Source organism: Akkermansia sp. N21169, from assembly GCF_029854675.1.
Classification (GTDB): Bacteria; Verrucomicrobiota; Verrucomicrobiia; order Verrucomicrobiales; family Akkermansiaceae; genus Akkermansia.
Window position 1 is genome coordinate 23310 of the sequence record NZ_JARWNC010000037.1, and the last position, 16932, is coordinate 40241.

At 50.9% G+C, this 16932-nt stretch carries 13 protein-coding genes; 12 read left to right on the forward strand and 1 reads right to left on the reverse strand.

Annotated elements, in window-relative coordinates:
• Nucleotides 1–10 precede the first annotated feature (10 nt).
• Nucleotides 11–1033, reverse strand: a complete 1023-nt coding sequence (locus QET40_RS05930; protein WP_280126253.1) for a sugar kinase — start codon at nucleotides 1031–1033, stop codon at nucleotides 11–13.
• Between the two features lie 157 nt (nucleotides 1034–1190).
• On the opposite strand from QET40_RS05930, the gene QET40_RS05935 reads away from it, so the two are divergent.
• The 12 genes from QET40_RS05935 (at nucleotide 1191) to QET40_RS05990 (ending at nucleotide 16724) form a co-directional block, all read left to right on the forward strand.
• On the forward strand, nucleotides 1191–1739 hold the full coding sequence (locus QET40_RS05935; RefSeq protein ID WP_280126254.1) for a hypothetical protein: 549 nt from the start codon (nucleotides 1191–1193) through the stop codon (nucleotides 1737–1739).
• The gene (locus tag QET40_RS05940) at nucleotides 1736–3277 is read left to right on the forward strand and encodes a YcxB family protein (RefSeq protein WP_280126255.1); all 1542 of its coding nucleotides are present in this window, start codon (nucleotides 1736–1738) and stop codon (nucleotides 3275–3277) included. Before QET40_RS05935 ends, QET40_RS05940 begins: the two co-directional genes overlap by 4 nt.
• 42 nt (nucleotides 3278–3319) lie before the next feature.
• The gene (gene icd, locus QET40_RS05945) at nucleotides 3320–4567 is read left to right on the forward strand and encodes an NADP-dependent isocitrate dehydrogenase (protein WP_280126256.1); all 1248 of its coding nucleotides are present in this window, start codon (nucleotides 3320–3322) and stop codon (nucleotides 4565–4567) included.
• Between the two features lie 228 nt (nucleotides 4568–4795).
• Nucleotides 4796–6376 carry a tetratricopeptide repeat protein gene (locus QET40_RS05950; protein ID WP_280126257.1) on the forward strand — a complete coding sequence of 527 codons (1581 nt, stop codon included), beginning with the start codon at nucleotides 4796–4798 and terminating at the stop codon, nucleotides 6374–6376.
• Complete coding sequence (locus QET40_RS05955; protein ID WP_280126258.1) at nucleotides 6373–6960, forward strand: tetratricopeptide repeat protein; 588 nt, start codon at nucleotides 6373–6375, stop codon at nucleotides 6958–6960. The genes QET40_RS05950 and QET40_RS05955 overlap by 4 nt, the downstream gene beginning before the upstream one ends.
• Nucleotides 6961–7001: 41 nt before the next feature.
• Nucleotides 7002–9347: an NAD-dependent DNA ligase LigA gene (gene ligA / locus QET40_RS05960; protein ID WP_280126259.1), complete on the forward strand. Its 2346-nt coding sequence runs from the start codon at nucleotides 7002–7004 to the stop codon at nucleotides 9345–9347.
• Nucleotides 9348–9365: 18 nt separating this feature from the next.
• A complete protein-coding gene (locus QET40_RS05965; RefSeq protein ID WP_280126260.1) occupies nucleotides 9366–9905 on the forward strand; it encodes a flavoprotein in 540 nt (179 codons plus the stop codon).
• Nucleotides 9906–9969: 64 nt separating this feature from the next.
• A complete protein-coding gene (locus QET40_RS05970; protein WP_280126261.1) occupies nucleotides 9970–10548 on the forward strand; it encodes a hypothetical protein in 579 nt (192 codons plus the stop codon).
• A 45-nt stretch (nucleotides 10549–10593) separates the two neighbouring features.
• Nucleotides 10594–11652, forward strand: a complete 1059-nt coding sequence (locus tag QET40_RS05975) for a M23 family metallopeptidase (protein ID WP_280126262.1) — start codon at nucleotides 10594–10596, stop codon at nucleotides 11650–11652.
• A gap of 19 nt (nucleotides 11653–11671) precedes the next feature.
• Nucleotides 11672–14413 (forward strand): outer membrane protein assembly factor BamD, encoded by a 2742-nt coding sequence (gene bamD / locus QET40_RS05980; protein WP_280126263.1) that lies wholly within the window; start codon nucleotides 11672–11674, stop codon nucleotides 14411–14413.
• 17 nt (nucleotides 14414–14430) lie between these two features.
• Nucleotides 14431–15777, forward strand: coding sequence for a PPK2 family polyphosphate kinase (locus tag QET40_RS05985; RefSeq protein WP_280126264.1), 1347 nt, complete (start codon nucleotides 14431–14433; stop codon nucleotides 15775–15777).
• A 161-nt stretch (nucleotides 15778–15938) separates the two neighbouring features.
• A complete protein-coding gene (locus QET40_RS05990; protein WP_280126265.1) occupies nucleotides 15939–16724 on the forward strand; it encodes a DeoR/GlpR family DNA-binding transcription regulator in 786 nt (261 codons plus the stop codon).
• Nucleotides 16725–16932 lie beyond the last annotated feature (208 nt).

Genomic DNA, 16932 nt, shown 5'->3' on the forward strand with positions numbered 1-16932 from the left:
CATCTCAATTTTAACGGTTCATCTCGCTGACTGGCCCCGTAGCGTTGTGCTCGTCAATAATACGGTCTATTTCCTTGAAGTCCGATGAAGGGAGATCTCCCGGCACCGTGTTTTTGACACTGGATGTAGCGTTCCCGAATTGCATGGCCTTGAACGGATCCCCGTATTTCAGCAATCCGAAAAGAACACCCGATACATAGGCGTCACCGGATCCGATGCGGTCAATGACGTCAATTCCCTGGTACGGTTTTTCCGTGTAGAAGGTATCCTCTGCGGCACTGTAGAGAACCGAAGTGAAATCGTGTTTGCGCGGACTGATGACAGTACGCTGGGTGGAGGCGATGATCTTGATGCCGAATTCGTCGGCATAACTCTTCATGATATCGTGGAGGGTTCCTATTTTCCGGAACATGCGACGACTGGATTCCTCGGAAACAAACAAGACATCTACCATCGGGAGGATACTCAGAATTGTTTCCCGGGCCGTGTCCTCATCCCAAAGGTTGGCCCTGTAGTTGACGTCGAAGGAAATCATGGCGCCCTGCTCTTTGAAACGGCGGATCAATTCCACGGCGACATGACGCATGTTTTCGCACAGGGCCAGACTGATGCCGCTTGTATGGAACATGCTGGCGGAGGAATAGACGCCATCCGGAATCTCATCCAGGCTGATCCGTGTGATGGATGCTCCCTTGCGATCATAAACAATCGTTGGTTTCCGTGGAGCGGCTCCCATTTCATAGTAATAGGTACCCAGACGGGCATCATCCGATGAATCGTACAGGAGGAAATCGTCGGATACTCCGACGAAACGGATACGGTTCTTGATAAACGTACCGAGTTCGTTCTGGGGCAGGCGGGAAATAATCCCCGTTCTCAGTCCCAGAAGAGCAACTCCCGAGACGACATTCAACTCAGCTCCCCCAGCCCGCTTTTCGAAAATATCACCGTCCACAATACGTGCATGGCGTGGTGGCGAAAGGCGCAGCATCACTTCCCCGAACGAGATCAGATCAAATTCCTTGGTATCCATAAAAATCTTTGTTTTTTACCGCAAACCGTTCCGGGGAACTGCGGTAACGCCCTTAAGTACATAGTCCAATTCATACGGATGTACAGATTTTTTCGATCATGCGCACGTGAAAATTGGGTTTTCTCTTTGAGAGAATCGTGGTATACATGAAAGTCACATGTCCGAGGAAGAACCGCATCCTGTCTTAACGTTGGAAGTGCCACCGCAAAAGCGAGCTGTCTGGGAAACGTTCATGGAGGAATATTATTTGTTGACCGGGCAACGCAAAATATCAATCCGGAACTACAGGGTTGCAGGTTGCCTGCTTATTGCGGCTTCCATCATGAACGACATCCCTTATTCTTCCTGTTTCCCCATCATTTTTTTTGGGTTAGGCCTCGCATTGATTATTCTTTCGACTTTGCCTCTTCATGCATGGAAATGGGCTCGTCAATATGCCTCCTATTTGTCGAAAGGGAGTTACGAAAAACGGTACTGTTTCGGGCATGATGCTCTGACCGTGACATTCCATGATCTGCTGTCGGAACGCATCCCCTACCCTCGTCTGTCAGGGTATGTCAGGCTTCCATCCGGGATTCTCATTAAATATGGGAAAGCCCGCATTATTGCCGTGCTCCCATGGGAAATCCTGACGGAAGAAACAACAAGCCAGTTGAAAGATATTCTGGAATTCCATTCCATCCAACGGGAGACCCTGCAGATATGAAATTTCACATTCCACCATTTGACAAAAAAGCCTTCCGAGGCTTGTCCCGCATTTGGGTAGCCCGCCGCAGGAAGCTTCACTTGACTATTTCTTTTTTTATTGTTGCCGCTTTTTGTGTTTTGTTCAGAAATAACGGATATGGCATGCATCTGTTGATGCCTTCGGCAGCCTTGGTCGTTGCATGGTGGCGCCTCCAGCAGCTTTACACATGTGGAGGTATTCAGGCGATGAATACGGAATGCATTGGAGAAATCTCATACAATGTGGAACTGGATGAAGAAAAAATCCGACTCACAGCAAGTGACGGCCTGCATGCTCGATACAGTTGGGATCTGTTCACTTCCGTACGAGAAACGTCTGGCTTGTTCGTTTTACTCATTGACCATTTCCCCGTTCTGACTTTGACCAAGGCACACATCACTCCGGAACAGGTAGATGAACTGCGGTCTCTGGTTAAACGGCACAATCTTTCCATCAAGGGGAGATCGATACCGGATAAGTTGTTGTTCTCAATCATGACGATCATGATTATCGGATGTTTTCTGTGGATTCCGGAATCTTCCACCTCCTGTGAAGAACTCATGGACAAGGGCAACATGTGGGTAAAGGAAGATCCGACAAAGGCGTTGCAGTATTACGAAGAAGCGGCAAAACAGGATAACTTCCGTGCAATCAAGTCCGTGTATTCCATAAAATCCGACCCGGACACGTACCCGGATTTGTACGACCCGGAAGGAGCTCTCGCCCAACTGAGGCATGCCTCGGATCTAGGAAACACCTGGGCTGATTTTGAATTGGCGGACTTGTACCGCGATGGCCGCATGGTCGGGCAGGATATCTACGAAGCACTGAATATTTGGAATCTATATCCGAGGGTTTCAAAATCCCTCTTGAATATCGGTATCTGCGCTCGCGACGGCATTGGCATGGACCAGGACAAGGAGAAGGCTTTGATCATGTTTTACAAAGCATGGCTCAACCGATCGGGAACCAGTCTCGACGATGATATCCAAAATGCCATTGCTTCCATTCCGGAGAAAGAACGGGAAGTTATTCTTAAAAAGGGATTGGCCCAGGAAATGACCTGGGCCAGGATGATGCAGGTTATGGAATGGCAGGAACAGGGGGGTGAGGAAACCAGGAAGAAATCCTTTGATCTCCTTCAACAAATTGACATTGTTCCCGATGTGATGAAGGATGCCTACAAGTACGCCATGGGTATGTGCTATGACCATGGCTGGGGAACGCCGCCCAACCGGGATGAGGCCATGAAGTATTATATGGATGCCTTCTACCCGAAAACGGAAGAGTGCATGCGGAAAATTTTCGTTGCTGTTCTGAAAGAACGCGGTATTGTCGGCAATCAGCTGAAGGTTGATTATTCTCTCGGTGATGGCGAGACGAATTTCGTCGGAAAGTTGTATTCGAATTCTTCCGATGTCTTCTACGGATTTGAATTTTCCAAGGATGGGCGGCTAGTCCAGGTATTCCGGGAAGAAAACAACGTCAGGACACCGGTCATGCCGTCAGGGAAATAAAGCTTGCCATACCTGGCCCGTCCATGTAGGTATCGCCCTGTCATGACTGAGCTTTCATTCATTCCACCGTCAGACGGACAGGCAATTACCATGATGAACGGGCAGTTGCAGGTGCCCGACTGTCCTATTGTTCCTTTTATTATTGGCGACGGTTCGGCCCCCGACATCTGGGCTGCCGCATCGGGCGTGATCGACGCAGCTGTAGACAAGGCCTATGGCGGGAAACGGCAGATTGCCTGGTATGAGGTCTATGCCGGTCAAAAATCTTTCGATAATCTTGGGACCTGGCTTCCCGACGAGACGATGGAAGCGTTTCGTACGTATCTTATCGGGATCAAGGGACCGTTAACAACGCCTGTCGGCGGCGGTATCCGCAGTCTGAATGTCGCCCTGCGCCAGGGACTTGATCTTTTTGTCTGCCAGCGTCCCGTACGTTATTTCAAAGGAATTGAAACTCCGGTCAAGGCTCCTGAAAAGGTGGATATGGTCGTTTTCCGCGAAAACACGGAGGATATTTACGCAGGTATCGAGTTCAAGGAAGGTTCGGAAGACTGCCGGAAGTTCATCTCCCTGATGCAGGAAACCTTCCCCGATCGATTTTCCAAAGTACGTTTTCCGGAGAGTTCCGGGTTCGGGATCAAGCCTGTTTCCCGTGAAGGAACGGAACGCCTCGTGCGTTCCGCCATCGACTATGCTCTGGCCAATGACCGCAAGAGTGTAACCCTCGTGCATAAGGGTAACATCATGAAATTTACCGAAGGTGGATTCCGCGACTGGGGCTATGCCGTGGCGGAACGTGAATACGGTGCCGAAAAGATTGGCGAAGGCCCATGGATGAGACTGCCTAACGGCATCCTTATCAAGGACAGCATCGCTGACGCTTTCCTGCAGGACATTCTCTTGCACCCCGAAGAATTTGACGTCGTCGCTACCCTCAATCTCAATGGAGACTATATCTCCGACGCTTTGGCAGCCCAGGTCGGAGGCATTGGCATTGCCCCCGGAGGCAACATCAATTACCTCACCGGACACGCCGTCTTCGAAGCTACGCACGGTACGGCGCCCAAGCTGGCCGGTTTGGACAAGGCTAATCCCAGTTCCTTCATTTTGTCCGCTGAAATGATGCTCCGTTACATGGGGTGGACGGAAGCGGCCGACCTGTTGATCCGGGCTATCGACGAAGTTATTTCCCGCAAAACCGTTACCTTCGATCTGGCGGAAATGATACCCGGCTCACGGGAGCTGAAATGTTCGGAATACGGACAGGAGCTGATCAGGGCTATCTTCTAGGTTTTCCATTCATTATTGGGGATTTCTGCTTTCTGAGAGAAGGAGGAATCCCCAATTTCTATTTCCGGCATTTTCCAATTCCGTCGGATTCTTTGTAAACAAGGACAAAAAAAACGATACTTTGACTTGCAATGAATTTGCGTTGTTACGGGATGCCGTGCTATTCTGAGAACCGAGATGTTCTTCAAGGGTAAGCAAATACTTTTCTATTCCGGAACAGTTCTGCTGATGATGTCAGCAGGCATAGTTTCCTCGTCCTTTGCCCAGCAACTCGACCAGGCGTCGCCCCAGGCCGTTCCTACATGGAAAGAAGTATGTCAAAAACTACCCTATTCCGGCTGGAGTACTCTAGAACTTCAAAAAGCCGCTCAGGAAGGCGACTACATGGCAGCCCTGGTTCTTGCACGCCATTGGATGCTTCAAGGCGATATGGGAGAAAACCGTTCCCCTGAAGCGATGGAGGCTAATTACTGGGCTGTAAAATGGCTGAATTGCGCCAAGCCATCCGAACATCCTGCTGTTGCTCTTTACCTGGATGCCTTGACCCATCCCGATGCATGGAAAGCGGAAAATCCCGAGGAGGAATCGACAGAAATCAAAAAGCTGGTAGAAGCCTGCCGGGATCTGGCTCGTCAGGGAGACGTGTATGCGATGGATGCCCTGATCTCCCTTCTTCCCCCTCCTGAAGAAGAGGAATTCATCCACTGGGCACATGCTCTGACCAGTAAGGCGGATCATGGAGATATCCGTGCTGCCGCTTCCCTGGCCTATCTGTATCTTTTCAGCCAAGCCGCCGATGATGGAGATATCCAAGGAGGCATCAAATATGCCCGGGAAGCGGCAGAGGCAGGAGACCCGGAAGGCATGACTGTTTACGGCAAGGCTCTTCTGTATGATCTCGACTCGTCGAACCGGACGAAAGAAGGTCTTGAGTGGCTCCATAAGGCAGCCGACCTTGGGCAAATCGATGCGATTGAAATTCTCCTCAATACCATGCGTAATGCCGAAGAAAACGATCCCGAGGCTGAAGCCGCCGCCAAAGATCAGGAGAAAAAGTGGATACGCGCCCTGTGTGACCGCGGACAGCTGGATTTGCTCCTCAGCAGAGGTATTGAGCTGGTGGAGGAAGACAAGGATGCCCCGGGGGGGATCAGCATGTTGACCAGAGCGGCAGATCAGGGTAGCTTCGAAGCTCTCGACACTCTTTCCAAGTATTATCAGGATAATAATTACAACGTGCCGTGCGACGAGGACAAGTCCGTCCGCTACGCAACGGTTCTTGCCAACATGGGAGGAGTCACAGGCATGCTCAAGCTTGCAAAATACTACGAAATCGGTTTCGGTGTGCCACGCGACATCAATACGGCCCGGGAATGGGTGGAGAAAGCCGTCGCCCTCGGGTTTCCGGCAGCAAAGGTAGAATATGCCCGTTACATGATGAAGGGGATGGGAATGAAAGAAAATCCGGACCAAGCCTTCACGATGCTCAAGGAGGTGGAAGCCGGTTACCCCGACACTCCTTCTCTGGATTTCATGCTCGGTTACATGTACGAAGAAGGCATCGGTACGCAGCGCGATTTGACGACGGCCTACAAGTATTACACCCAGGGTGCGGACAAAGGAGATACCAAGGCTATGAACAATCTTGCTTCCATGTGTGAACTCGGCTCCGGCATGCCCCGCAATCTGGAAGATGCCATCAAGTGGTATGGCGAAGCCGCCAAACTCGGCAACAAAGATGCCGAAGTCAACCTGAAGAGAGCCAAAGTGGCGGCGAAACGCGCCGGCTTTGTCGTGGAACAACCATGAAAACAACGAGGCAATATATTACAGACACATTCCGAAACCTCGTCCTTTTTACCCTACCCCTCGTTGCTGCCCAGCAGATCCTTCAGTTCGATATTGATATTTACTTATCCCTTCTGATCGGGATTGCATTCGGCATTCTGGAGGCATGGATCCTTTGGAAGTGGACTTTCCCCTGGGTGGGTGAGATCGTATCCGGTTTCTTTTATTCCTCCCACTCCAATGCGGGAGAAGACATCGAGGTAGAGGCAGCCCGACAGTTGGAACAGGCTGGCGACATACCCGGAGCCTGCCGGATTCTGGAACATTATGCCGAAACGCATAAAGGATTTATGCGGGCATGGGACATGTATATTTCCTTTTTAATTGATCCGATGGAGGACTATGTCCGGGCTATCGAAGTCTTGGAGAAATGTTCCCGTTCCCGTCGTTGGAACCGGGAAGACAGGGCTTTCTTTCTTTATCGCATCGGAAAAATCTACAAGACCCGTCTGAACCGTCCCGACAAAGCGGCCGCCTATTGGAGGGAAACCGCGAAACGGTATCCTAAAACGGCATTCGGACGAGAAGCCGCCAATAAACTGTAATCTCCTCTTCCCTCATTATTTCATTTTCCTATTTCCATCTTATGAGCGACGATTTTTTCGACTTATTCAACCCACCCGAAAGGCAGATGTCCTCCTCTACCCCTGTTGATCCTGCTCAATCGGTCTCCCAACAAATCGCATGGCTACGCAGTGAACTGGAACGTCATAATCGCTTGTACTACGAGGATGCTGATCCGGAAATATCGGATGCCCAGTATGATGCCATGTTCCGCGAACTGGAGGATATGGAGAAAGAGCATCCGGAACTGGACTCCCCCAATTCTCCTACCAGGCGTGTGGGAGGAGCTCCTCTGGAAGGGTTCAACCAGATCCGCCATGCAGTCCCCATGCTGTCCATTGACGATGTATTCGAACATCCGGACGAACTGGTTCCCGATGCAGAACTCATCGATTACTACGAACGCACGGTTAAAACCCTGGGGGTAGAAAATGTCCTGGTAACGGTCGAACCCAAAATTGACGGTGTCGCCGTTACTCTGATGTACAGGAACGGTTCCCTTGCCTATGCGGCTACCCGGGGGGATGGGGATATAGGGGATGATATTACCTCCAACATCAGGACGATACGGAAAATTCCCCTGACTTTACCGGCAGAGGCTCCCGAAATATTGGAAGTCCGGGGAGAGGTCTTCATGCCCAGCGAAGGCTTTGCCCGGCTTAATGCCGAGCGCGATCTCGAAGGATTGCCCGCTTTCGCCAATCCACGCAACGCGACTGCTGGTACGCTGAAACTTCTGGACTCCCGGCAAGTAGCCAGGCGGCCTCTATCCTTTATTGCCCATGGACTTGGCGATTACCATGGACCGGAACTGAAGTCTGCCTCGGATTTCTGGGCTCTCCTTCAATCCTGCGGACTCCCCTGTAATACTCCGGTTATCGAAGCGGCAACTCTGGATGAAGTACGGGAAGCAGTACGGCGCATTGACCGCGAACGCCATGGATTCCCTTTCGGTACCGATGGGGCTGTAGTCAAGGTATCCGATATGGGATTGCGCTTGAAGCTCGGAACAACGGCCCGTGCTCCAAGATGGGCTGCCGCCTACAAATTTCCACCGGAACAGAAGGAAACACTGTTAAAGGACATTTCCATCCAGGTCGGCAGGACGGGAGTATTAACCCCGGTGGCGGAACTGGAACCTGTCAATCTTTCCGGTTCGACGGTTTCGCGCGCCACTCTGCACAACCAAGATGAAATCGTGCGCAAGGACATTCGCATCGGCGATACGGTTCTTGTCGAAAAAGCGGGAGAAATCATCCCGGCCGTCATCAAAGTCAACATGGACAAACGTCCTGCCGGTTCTCAGCCTTATTCTCTCGTAGAAGCCATCCATGGAGTATGTCCGGCGTGTGGAAGCCCGATCTCCCGACAAGAAGGCATGGTTGCCTGGAAGTGTACCAACTTCACCTGTCCGGCCCAGGCTGTTTCCCGCATTTCCCATTTCTGTTCACGGGCAGCCCTGGATGTGGAGAGTATCGGTACCAGCGTGGCTGAAGCCCTTGTCGCCCGAGGCATAGCGCACTCCCCCCTGGATTTATTTTCCCTGAAACTCGATATACTTGCCAATTTGAACCTTGGCACGGAAGACGAGCCGAGACGATATGGAGAAAAGAATGCATTAAAAGCACTGGAGGCGCTCCGCCTATCACCCCATCTGGGTATGGAACGCTGGTTGATTGCTTTCGGTATTCCCCAGGTCGGAGAAGTTGTCGCCAAGTCCCTGGCGGACACACACCGCGATCTGGCAGATTTGGCCTCTTCCCAGTATCTGAACGACCTGCTTCGCCTCGACGAATTGGCAGCACAGCTCCAAGAAGCCAATCCCAAGACGCGAGCCAATAAAAAACGCATCAAGGAACATCCTGAGGATATGGAGACCATCCATGATGAATTTGCCCATCTGCTGCAAGAGTATTCCTCCCTGGCCGTCCCCTATTTGGAACACGGCTACATCCGCGAGTTGAAGGGGAAGCAGGGGGGGATTCCTGCCTATGGATCGGATATCGGGCCGGCAGCATCACGGGAAGTACTGAACTTCTTTTCCTCCCAAGCCGGGCAAGACGTCCTGCGCCGGTTAAAGGAGTTCGGCATTGAGCCCACCTCCCAATCCTACAGATTCAATTTGCTGGAAACTCCGGCAGGCGCCTTGTCCGGCAAAAGTTTCGTCCTGACCGGAACTCTCAGTCAGCCCCGAAGTCATTTTGAGAAACTGATTACCGACAATGGAGGGAAAATTCTCTCCGCCATCTCCAAATCGACAGGTTATCTCCTGGCTGGAGAAGGTGGAGGCTCCAAACGTGACAAAGCCGTTAAGCTCGGTATTCCGATCCTCTCCGAAGAAGATTTCATGAACATGCTTAAATCCTGATCCTCCTCCCAATTTACCATGGCTACCATTATTCTAGGAGTCACCGGCTCCATTGCAGCATACAAGGCTGCCGACATTTGTTCCCGTCTCGTCAAATTTGGTCACGAAGTCCATTGCGTCTGCACGGCGAAAGCCCTCGAATTCATCACACCCCTGACCCTGCAGACTCTTTCACGAAACCGGGTGTTTTCCTCCTTTGAGGACGAGAAAGACGAGTGGATGCCGCCCCATATCGATCTTGCCGTCAAGGCGGACTTGTTTGTCGTCGCCCCTGCATCGGCCAATACCATCTCCAATATGGCGCGAGGAGCCGCTCCGGACATGCTAACATCTACTTATCTGGCTACGCGGGCTTCCGTTCTCATCTGCCCGGCTATGAATACATGGATGTGGGCTCACCCCGCCACTCAAGAGAACGCAAGTATTCTGGCCGCCCGGCCCAAGCACCACATTCTCGGACCGGCAGAGGAAGGAGTTCTCGCATGCGGGGTACGGGGTGCTGGAAAACTCGTCCCTGTCGACGACATTATCCTGAAAATCCAAGACCTTCTTTCGTGAAGAAAGCCATAAATAGCTCACTTTTTCCTTTTTCCCGTGCTTATGATTGCCTATCATCGGTTTCATGAAAGCACTGCCTCTTCTTCTGACGTTCGTGTGTTTAAGCTCCTGCGAAACGAAGTTTCCCGTCAGTTTCCACATGGAAGATACGCAGGATATCGGAAGAGCATTCGGAACGAACGATAAATTTACCATTCGTCAAGGAACTCAGACCTTTGAAAAAGCGCCGTTTATTTCCCAGAAAGATTTCGAAAGCTACCGTTCCTTCCGGGCAGAAGATGGAACATTCGGTGTTGTCTTCAATGTGAAAAAGCCCCTTTGGTCACGGGTGGAAGCCACCACAACACAAAATCTCGGCAGCAATATTTTGCCCATGGTCAACGGGCACCCCATGGAATTGATCCGTCTCTATAAGGAACCTATCAGGAATGGCAAACTTGTCGTCTGGGGAGGTTTTACTCCTGCCGACCTGGCAGTCCTGGCCGAAGTCGTGCCGCCTTTGGATCCCGAACGGGAAAAACCCGTACTGGATCAGGCATCTTCCTCCAAACCCAACCTGAGTATCAGCCCGCAGGAATGGGCTGAAAAGGAAAAGGAAAAAAACGAACGTAAAGTTATCTCCGAAAAACGGGGACGGTTCTAAATCTCCGCTCGTTTACCCTTCCCACATTCGTACTTTTAGTTTCCCGTGGCTTCATTCAGGAATATTCTTGCCGGAATCAGCATCACCATTGCAGCATCCTGCATGGCGGTTCCGGCTCATGCCATCCTGTTAAGGCTGCCTACGGCCAATGACGCACTCTTTCGCAACAAGCCGGAAGATTTCTTCATGTATGTCGACCGTACGTTCGAGGGCGTCAAAAGCAAACCTTGGGAGGGTGGCCAATACGGATTCACCCGTACTCTTGTCCGGACACAAGCAGGGCCGGTCGCTACAAAATTTCATGAAGGCATTGACATCAAACCTCTGAAAAGAGATGCCACGGGTGCGCCTCTTGACATGGTGCACCCTGTTGCCGGCGGACGCGTCGTCCATGTATCCGACAACCCAAGGGATAGTTCCTATGGGCGTTATGTCGTTATCGAACACACTCTGCCGGATGGCCCCCTTTACAGCCTGTATGCCCACCTGGCCTCGACGAATTGCAAGCCTGGAGATGTCGTTGGTACCGGCAATACTATTGGGAAGCTGGGGTATTCCGGTGTCGGTATCAACAAGGAGCGAGCCCATGTTCATTTGGAACTCTGCCTTCTGCTGAACAGGAACTTTCAGAAGTGGTACGACGGGCGTAAACTCGGCACACCGAACAAGCATGGTATTTTCAACGGATTAAATCTCTCCGGATTCAATCCAGTGGATGCTCTCATGATTTGCAAGGACGGAACACCCTTCAACCTAAGCCAGTACATTTCCGGTCTCCCTCCCCAATATACGGTTCGCGTACCTAATGCGGGGACTCCCGACATGGTAAAACGATATCCATTTCTGCTCAAACAGGGATCAAGCAACCCCGCTTCCTGGGAGATTGCCCTGACTGATTCCGGAGTACCTGTTTCCTTCACGCCTTCGGCGGAGCCATGTGCCGAACCTATTGTCATTAGTGCCGTGCCACACCCCTTTTCACAGCTTTACAGAACGGTCAACCGAGTGAAGGGCTCCAGCAAAGCTCCCATCCTGACACCCTCCGGGAAAAGTTACATCAAACTCTTAACCATGAGTGCTCCGGAAAACTCGTCGGACAACTGACCACCAAGACAATTCGTCCATGTACCTACTGCTTTCATCACCCTATCTCTCCACGGCAACCAGAAAAGCAGCACATGCCTGTCTGATCGGCATGATGGCCGGCCTCTATATGGCTGTGGCTCTCCCGGCACAGGCCGAACCGGAACAATCCGAATCAGGAACTGCAACAGGAGACGGCATTAAAATCCCCGGAGCTTCCTTTCAGGAAGGATTGAAATCACTCCGCAGCAATGTCCCTCTTGTTGCAGCTCGCCATTTCAGGAAATCGCTCGATGCCAATTCTAAAAATTGGTCACGGGAACAGATAGTCATTGTCAGTCAATATCTAGCAGAATCCCTGATCCGCGGCGGGAGCTATCAGGAAGGGTTGGAACTCCTTTCTTCCCTGCCTCAGAATCCGGCCAACAACTACTGGACTGCTATCGGATTGATTGGACAGGGATCTCTGTCTAAAGCCCTCCAATGGCTCGTACGGACGGACTTGTCTCAATCTCCGGAATGGGTCCCGTACTTTCTCCAGGCACGAGCAGTTATTGCCGGTCGGTTGCATGATTACCAGTTGCTTCAAGCCAGCCTGGCTTCCCTGGTTGCTCTCAATCAAGGGGAATTGTCCGCCCGGGCCGCTGTCTGGCTTGCCGACTTCCAGATCAGGAAAAAAGAATATGAGCAAGCAGCAAAAACTCTGGCCCCCCTCCTGGAATCGCCGTCTACTCCCGAGGCTGGATCCGGACAACCGACTCCCCGTGAAGAACCTTCATGGATGGCCGTCATCAAGCCTCTTGCCCAAGTCGTACATGCCAATCTTCTCGCCAGCCAGGGACAATGGGACGAAGCCCAAAACGAACTGAAAACGCTTGCTTCTGCCAAAAATGCTCCGGACAAGGTAAAAGACCTGGCTCTTGTCGCCTCCGCCTTTCTGAAAATCGAACGGGAAAATGCATCTTCCGGTTCGGAATCCTCCTCCCCTGCCCCTGCTTCTACGGGAAGTGCAACTACGGACAATACGGATTATATGGGAGAAGACCAACTTCTTGCCTTCATTTCCAGCAATCCTGATTCCGCTCTTTTGACGGATGTCTTTTTAGTCCTGATGCGGGAAAAAACGTTTTCTTCCAATCCGCAGGCTTTGGAAAAGCTGACGTCTTGGGCAAACGGTTCCGACAATACCCGCCAGCCTCTGGCTGCCTATGCCCTGTGCGATGTCCTGGCAGGAAAAAAGGACTATGAGGAAATAATCGACCTGACCAGGAGAACTCTTAAAAAATCTCCCGCCAATCCTGTTTCCGAATCACTCTTGTTGAAAGCGCTCGGTATCCTGCTCAAGCAGGGACTTGTCGATCAGGCCGATGCGTTGATCAAAGAATTTCCCGGCTTCAAATCCGCTGCAGTCCGCTTCGAGGCCGGACGGATTGCCTATGAACAGCAGCGTTTCGATGATGCCCTCAATGCGTTCAAATCCGTAATTAGAACCGGAGGAGGAGACAATCTCATTTCCTCCGCCCTCTACAATGCCAACCTGACGGCACTGGAACTGGCGGATAAGAGTTCCCTTAAGGATGTGATGCAACAAACGGTAATGGACTCCAAATTGCGAGAAGCCCTTGCCTATGAGCAGGCTCACTATTCCGCCCAGAGGATGATGCCGGAGGCTCTGGAAGAACTTCGGAAAATGATCGCCGACTATCCCTCTTCACCTTGGGTGATTCCTGCCCGCCTCGACATGGCGGAAGTCATGCTGAACCTCAATCCTCCGGATGTAGACGGAGCCGTCCAGCAAATATCCCTGCTGAAAGAGGACGACATGGATGAAGAACAAAAATTGCGCCTCATTCGCTTGAATATTATGGTTCCGGAAATCCGGCAAAATTGGGCGGAAGCTATTTTTACCGCGCGCAAGGCTTTGAAACAGTATCCCAACGCTCCGTGCGCCGATGCCATTCAATTGAAACTGGGAGAACTGCTCTATAAGAACGGCAGCTTCAACGAGGCTCTTCTTGTGCTGCAGCCATTCGCTTCACAATATCCCGATTCCGACTTGCAACGCGCAGCCCTGTTTCTCGCAGGCAAAGCTGCGGAACAATGCAATACTCAGAGTTCTCTGGATACTGCACTGACCCTGTTCCGGCAACTGGCTCATACGCCGGGCAAGCTGGCTCTCTCCTCGGAACTGGAAATTGCTACCCTCCTCCTCAGAAGCGGCAAGTCCTGCGAAGCTATTGCATCCTTGAACGAACTTCTTCAGCGTAAATTACCATCGACCATCCGCCTCCAGGCACTTTCCACAGAAGCCGATGCCTGGGCCTCTCTGGGAGAATCCGATCCCGAATCCCTGACCAAAGCCCGGGAATTCTGCACGAGGATGCTTGAGATGCCTAACATTCACCTCTACTGGAAATTTAAAGCGCTTTCACAACGAGCCCAGTTTGCCGAAAAGCAAGGAGATATGGAGGCCGCCCTGCATGATTACTCGACTATTCTCCAATACAAGCCCGACCCTCATTCCGTGGATAAGCGCGATTGGTACTGGTTCTACAGCGCCGGTTTTGCTGCCTTGCATATCCTCGAGCTGCGTCAAGATTGGCAGGCTGCCTTGAATCTTGCCGTCCGTCTTTCCAAAACAACCGGACCCAAGGCACGTGAAGCCGCCAACAAGGCACGCCGCATCAAGCTTGAGCATTTCATCTGGAACGATCCTGAAACGGATGCCGTATCCCAGCCAACCGAGGAGGAAGCGAAACTCGCCCCTCCTGCGGCACAATAATATCCCATTTCTCCGCCATGATTCAAGATCCCAAAGGCAAATCCTGGAGGCCGAATGCCGCCGCTGTCATTCTGAGTACGGATGGCAAGGTTCTCCTGGGCAAAGATGCAGGACGTAATACTTACTGGCATTTCCCCCAGGGAGGTGCCGTCAAAGGAGAAACCATCGAACATGCCCTGGCCCGGGAAGTATGGGAAGAAGTTGGTTTACGCCCGGGTGACTATATTATTGCCAAGACGCTCTCCGGACTGAGATACAAGTATCCGGAAAACAACAGTAAAAGCGGCAAATGGATCGGTCAGGAGCAAACCTACTTCCTGCTCATTTGCAAAAAGGACAATCCCAAGACATCCGTCAACAGGAGCCCCGAATTTTCAAAAATCAGATGGTTTGACCGGAAAGAATTGAAACTCAACCTCTTTCCAAAATTCAAACGCTCGGTTATCAAAAAGGTCCTCGATGAATTTTTCCCGTCTGTCAAATTGACGGCACCGTCCAAATCTCCGCTTTTTTCAGAAGCCCAACATATTTACCCTATTAATCAATCTCTTCCCGTTATGGACAGATATCTTGTGCCGGCCGGCATCAAACTCAATCTCAAAGACTATGCCCCCGATGACAAATCACTTTTTTCCGGGAGCAAGGAAGAAGCTCTGATTGAGTTTGACACCCTCAATAAGGAGTTTCAGGAATTACAAAGGAAGATGTATGCAGAAAACAAACACCGTATTCTCGTCGTCTTCCAGGCCATGGATGCCGGAGGCAAGGACGGTTGTATCAGAAACGTCTTTTCCGGTATCGATCCCCAAGGCCTCCGCGTCGTTCCTTTCAAGAAACCCACCGCAGACGAATTGGCCCATGACTATCTCTGGCGCATTCATCGGGAAGTCCCGGGAAATGGGCAGATAGCTGTTTTCAACCGCTCCCATTACGAAGATATTATCGCTGTCAAGGTGAAGAGGATCTTCCCGGACGAAGTCTGGAAAAGAAGATACCGCTCTGTCATTGACTTCGAACATATGCTGGCCAGCGAGGGTACGGAGATCATTAAAATATTCCTCAATATCTCCAAGGGCGAACAAAAAGCACGCCTGGAAGGTCGCCTGCGCAACCCTGACAAGGTCTGGAAATTCCAAATGGACGACCTTGATGACAGAAACAGATGGGACGAATTTCAGGGCGCTTATCGCGAGCTAATCGAGGCGACTTCTTTCCAGCACGCTCCTTGGTATATTATCCCCGCCGATCGCAAATGGTACAGAAACCTCATAGTAACAAGGATTCTTGTCGAAAAATTGCGCTCTCTCAACTGCGAATACCCTCAATTATCCTTCGATCCATCCACCATTCGAGTGAACGATTAATTCGATTTGATTTTCTGCCGAGCTCTTCATGCTAAAGTTTTCTCAAAAAATAGTTTGAACGTTTGTTCTTATATTGTATTCTAACGTGTGGAGGATCTGGGAGAGGAAAATCCGATCCCAAGGTAATCTTACACACATACACACGCAACCTAACATCGTACATGAAAGGCAATTCCAAAATAATAAAGAAAGGGGCAATGCTGCTGGCATCCGAAAGAAATGAATATATCTTGAGGCTACTGGCAGAACAAGGGGCAGCAAGAACCACCCAGCTTGCTAAATCGATGAACGTTACCGATGAAACGGTGCGAAACGATTTAATCAGACTTGAGCAAAGCGGTCTTCTCGTGCGAGTTCATGGTGGCGCTGTTTCGTTGAACAAAAAGACGAGCAATGAAAACCTGCTGAAGCATACGACCTATGATGTGGAACTTGCCAAGGCGGTTGTCAGACACATGCAACCTCATTCGACCATCTTTTTGGACGGAGGCACGCTGGGTAATCTCATCGCTTCCTACCTTCCGGCCGAAGATATGACTGTTGTATCCAATAGCACCACGGTGATCGAACGTCTCAAGTCCAATAACAATATCGAAGCATATTGTACCGGAGGATTGCTGGATCGCAAGTCCGGCCTTTTCATCGGCCACAGGGCTGCCGATTCGCTCGGACACATGGGACTGGACAACATCATCCTCATCGCCGATTCGTATTCGGCATCGCGCGGTCCCGGATTTTCCAGCCAGGGCAAGGCGGAATTCTTTGAAAAGATTCTTCCCTTCACGAAATCCCTGTGCGTCGTCTGTCCTTCCGCAAGCATGCAGGGACCGTCCTCCTACTACACCATCCCCCTGTCGAAAGTTAACCTTTTGATCACGGATGAGAATGTCGATGAAGAAGAACTTCACGACATCGAACAAACCGGGGTTGTCGTCGAACAAGCCTGATTCCCTGAACGAAACCGTTCTTCCTCGCAGGGCTGGGTGTTCAAGCATCCGGCCCTGCTTTTTTAGGCTCGTTTTGTTTCAAAAATGTATGACAAATTTGTAATATATCAAGTTGATATTCCAAATTTGTCATTCATTGTTTCAAGGATAATTATCACTAATATCACATAATTAATTCATTATCAGTACTCTCTATTAATTTTAAAAA